Source organism: Paenibacillus sp. FSL R7-269, from assembly GCF_000517865.1.
GTDB lineage: Bacteria > Bacillota > Bacilli > Paenibacillales > Paenibacillaceae > Paenibacillus_AQ.
Genome location: NZ_ASPS01000098.1, coordinates 1 through 4,092 on the forward strand (window position 1 = coordinate 1; position 4,092 = coordinate 4,092).

The 4,092-nt window shown below is 37.3% G+C and carries 5 protein-coding genes; all 5 read left to right on the forward strand.

The window, feature by feature from the left end; translation table 11 throughout:
• Window positions 1–5 precede the first annotated feature (5 nt).
• The 5 genes from C162_RS29935 to C162_RS29955 all read left to right on the forward strand — a co-directional run bounded on the left by C162_RS29935 (window position 6) and on the right by C162_RS29955 (window position 3,952).
• A complete protein-coding gene (locus C162_RS29935) occupies window positions 6–629 on the forward strand; it encodes an HNH endonuclease (protein WP_442792483.1) in 624 nt (207 codons plus the stop codon).
• On the forward strand, window positions 620–1,054 hold the full coding sequence (locus C162_RS29940) for an SMI1/KNR4 family protein (protein WP_036701029.1): 435 nt from the start codon (window positions 620–622) through the stop codon (window positions 1,052–1,054). The genes C162_RS29935 and C162_RS29940 overlap by 10 nt, the downstream gene beginning before the upstream one ends.
• Before the next feature lie 13 nt (window positions 1,055–1,067).
• Complete coding sequence (locus C162_RS29945) at window positions 1,068–1,526, forward strand: SMI1/KNR4 family protein (RefSeq protein WP_036701032.1); 459 nt, start codon at window positions 1,068–1,070, stop codon at window positions 1,524–1,526.
• 171 nt (window positions 1,527–1,697) lie between these two features.
• Window positions 1,698–2,954, forward strand: coding sequence for a hypothetical protein (locus C162_RS37180; RefSeq protein WP_235218576.1), 1,257 nt, complete (start codon window positions 1,698–1,700; stop codon window positions 2,952–2,954).
• A gap of 20 nt (window positions 2,955–2,974) precedes the next feature.
• Window positions 2,975–3,952 carry a hypothetical protein gene (locus tag C162_RS29955; RefSeq protein WP_036701034.1) on the forward strand — a complete coding sequence of 326 codons (978 nt, stop codon included), beginning with the start codon at window positions 2,975–2,977 and terminating at the stop codon, window positions 3,950–3,952.
• Window positions 3,953–4,092: the final 140 nt, after the last annotated feature.

The following is a 4,092-nucleotide window of genomic DNA, read 5'->3' on the forward strand; positions in this document are numbered from 1 at the left end:
TTGAGTTGGAACGCATAAAGAATCATATTATTCTCTATGGGATATTTAATCCGCGTATTAAGCTAATAGACCTTAAAACGAAAGATCCTGATAAATTTCAAAGCGCTTATGATAATGCGATGGAGGATGCTGCCAGAAAACAATCTAAGTATAATAAGAAACCTAACAAACCGAGAAATTATAAAAAAATGGAGCCTCATGAAGATGGAACCACTACCTATACTTTTCTTTCTAAAAAAAGTGGTAAGGAGTATAGAGTTAAATATGATGCTGAAGGATATCCAATACTTGATTCCAAGCATGATATAACTTTACCTGAAAAATATTACCTTGAGTCTGATAAAGTTCAATTCGATTACCTTTCAAAGGAGTTATATAAAGAAATATTAGAAAACCCAGAACTCGCAAAAAAATTTACTGCAGCTGAAAGAAATCTACTAAAAGAAGGCAAAGTACCGGATACTTTTACCTGGCATCATCATCAGGAAGCAGGGCGGATGCAAATTATAGATTATTTTGAGCATCAAGTTTCTGGTCATACAGGAGGCAGAGCCATTTGGGGGGGGGGACGAAAAGGAAGAAAAGGTAAGATAAAAAAGAATATATTGGAGATGATGGTATGGGAGTGAATAAGTGGATTAATGGCGAAGAATTACACGATGAAACACTAATAAAATTAGTTGAAAATAATTTTGGAGTAAAGTTTCCAGAAGATTATAAGAGATGCATTCAACTGTATAACGGAGGTTACCCAGAACCGAATTGCTTCGATATGAACGACGGTGAACAGGGAGTATTAAATAATTTATTAAGCTTCACAAATGATAATTTAAATATAACAATGTTTTATGATTTTGAAGAAGAGACTTCAATTGCCGGACTTGTACCTATTGCAAGAGATCCGTTTGGAAATTTATTATGTTTCGATTATCGCTTAAAGGTTCAGTCACCTGAAATAATATTTTATGATCATGAGGAGATTGGGGAGGATGCAATAATTCCTGTTTGTAGTACATTTACAGAATTACTAAATGGATTATATTCTGCAGAATAGAGGGGTTGTATCTATGGAAATTGAATTTGAGTTTTCATTTGAACCGGTTTTAGAGCAGGAGCTAGTTGTTTTTGAATCAAAGTACAATCTCATTTTGCCAAGTGATTATAAGAGATTTATAAAAAAATATAATGGTGGTAAAAGCGTTTTGAGAAGATTTCAAACGTTGGATGAAGTCGTAACTTCTTCAATTATGCTTTTCTTTCCATTTGATGTAAGAGAAGAGCATAGTATCGAAGGATTCTATCAAAAATATAATCTAACTAATATAATTCCTTCAAATTTTCTCCCTATTGGTAGAGACCCTATGAACAACATCATATGTTTGGCTGTTAGCGGAGAAGATATAGGAAGAGTATATTATTGTGATCTAACCCATTTGGATGAAGATAAAGGTTTAATCAAAGAGTTAGTAAGATTGACAGCATTGAGCTTTACAGAATTTATACAATCACTATATAAAACAGAATAATATTCATACAGAGGCTGTCCCAAAAGTAGTCTTTCTACGAGTAAAGACAAACTCTTCACATTTTTCACATAACCTCTAACTATCAATCCATCAGGTCGATTTCAGTTTAATAACTGAATAATCGACCTTCTTTTTTCTTTATTCTCTCAGTAACTTTTTGGAAAGCTTCCGATGACTATTAAAATCATCACCGTATACCTGCAGGCAGATGCGATTAAATCCGTGGCGCAGACCCTTGTCCAGGCCTCCGGCTATATTGGTACCTACCTGAGCCAGGGCTGGCAGAAGATGATTGAACCTGCGGCCATCGCGCTCGCAACGGCACTGGCCATGGGACTCGTTGAGCTCGCAATGGAGCTGGGCTTCAAGGCCATAGGAACAGGAGTCAAGAAAGCCGGACAAGCTGTCAAGAAGGGCGTCGGAGCGGCAGCCAGCGGGGTGAAGAACGTTGTAGGCGCAGGAGCCAAAGGCATCAAGAGCCTGCTGAAATCCGGGGCCAAGCTGGCCTCCAAGAGCGGCAGCATGATTATACGTAATGGTAAAATCGTGATTAAGAGCCTGCAAAAGGGGCTCATGAAGGGGGCCAAAAATCTCCGGGGCCTGCTGGACCGGATTCTGCAGAAATTCAAGTTCAAGAAGTTTAAGCTGGTGCGTAAGGGCAAGCATATTCGTCTGTATGGCGAGGTTAATCCTTGGGTGTTGCTGGCTGATGGGACTATGAAGGACATCAAGGAGCAGGACTTCAATAAAGAATTTAAAAAATTAAAGAAAGATGGAATGAAGCCGGTTGAACTCGATCGCTTTGCTCATTCCAATCTTAAAAAGCTAGATGATATTGAAAGACTTAAGGTTGCCGAGCTTGCAGGGGGAAATAAAGCTAGCTTAAACAAAATCATTACTGCAAAAAGCAAGCTTGCCAATAAACTTGACGCAACGGATGATATAAGCGAAAAATTTGATCTCAAGCTGGCTAAAGAGCATGAAAGAAAAATTGGTACAACATCAACTGTTTATAATCATGACAAAGGAAACTTTGGTGAAGAGGTAGCGAGAATTGTCGCTAAGCAAAATAATCTCGGCGATGACGTCTCGTCACTATTTCAGAAGGGTAGGAACGGATTAGATGGTGCGTTTTTATCTAAAGGACCACCACCAAAGCTAACTATTATTGAAGCAAAGACTTCGGAGAGAGCCCACTTTGTTTACTCTGATGCTCAGAAGTCAGGTGGAGGACAGTATTTCGAGAAAATGCGATTTAGTAATGATCCCAGATATGCTGGTTTTAATGATAGGTATAAACAGTTAAAGGAGGAAAACTATGAATTAGAGATAGACTTTATCAGGGTTGAAGCTGATTTAAAGAAAACGGATATTGGTTTTGGAGTAGATGAGTTGAAAATCAGGGATTGGTCAAAAAGAATAGAATAATTTTTATGAAGGAGAATCTAATGCTAAATTCTAAAAAATTAAGCATGTCCTATAAAAAATATCGCAAAAACTTTGTCAATGAAAGCTTTATTGAGCATGGGAAAACGGAGTATGAGAGGTGTATAAGTAAAATTGTTGATATTGTTGAATCCAATAATGTAGACAGGGATCATGTCTTGTTAATTAATCTTGGAACGATATACGATAACTATTTAATGACATGGAAAGAGGAAGTATTAGTCCAAAATACAAATCGAATTGAAGGATTAAAACTGATGTACCCCACTGTATTTTATCAATGTATATCGCAGGAGTTATATAGAATCCGATATCCTAATTCGACAGTGGATTATACATTTAAGGAAATAATTTCGACCTTAATTCATTTTACAATGTTCGGTTGGCAGAAAGAAGAAAGAATTCTTTTTGATTTTATTGCTGCATATATATCAGATCGTTTTATTTCATCTAATGATTGGAACAAGCACACGTGGTTTTTGCTGGAGCTATACTTACAGTATAGAAATAAAACTCTTTTAGGGGCTAGCCGGAATGTCTATACTTTTGTCAAAAAGGAGCTTGAGAGCAAAGACCTCAGAAATGATCTTCTACCTGACGATTTGGGGATTTACGATAAAGTACTGAAATGCTGGTCAACTCCTATAGAAGAAGAAATAACCGCTTTGATAGGACAAATGATCAATTATCATTCTGAGTTGGCCTCCGAACTGGGGAAATCTATCGAATTTGGTGACTACCGGTATGGATTCTATCCATATGAAATCTTGTTCCTAATTCATGTAAGGAAAAAGAGTGGGCTGCCAGTTCCTCAACACTTTGAGGATATATTGATGAATACTCCAGAAGCGAAAATGGTGTTTAAAGATCCTGAGCCATATCCGGAGAAAGATCCTCTGCTTGTGCAAATTGATAGCTTTTATCGTAAAAATTATCCAGATTATTTCTTGAATCAATATGGGGAAGAGCTGTTTCAATAATGCATAACGGAGGATAAGCAGATGTTGGATAAAGGAATACTGGAAGTCCTATTTCCGGGCCAGGAGGATGCAGGACCGATTCTGGAAGGGGAGGATCGTACAAGCCATTATGAAAGAGCATTAAAATATGGCTTTTTGGG

Bases quoted from the DNA above. Each gene is read 5' to 3' on its own strand.
- C162_RS37180 (WP_235218576.1), top strand. From the start codon at position 1,698: ATGACTATTAAAATCATCACCGTATACCTGCAGGCAGATGCGATTAAA.
- C162_RS29940 (WP_036701029.1), top strand. From the start codon at position 620: ATGGGAGTGAATAAGTGGATTAATGGCGAAGAATTACACGATGAAACA.
- C162_RS29945 (WP_036701032.1), top strand. From the start codon at position 1,068: ATGGAAATTGAATTTGAGTTTTCATTTGAACCGGTTTTAGAGCAGGAG.
- C162_RS29955 (WP_036701034.1), top strand. From the start codon at position 2,975: ATGCTAAATTCTAAAAAATTAAGCATGTCCTATAAAAAATATCGCAAA.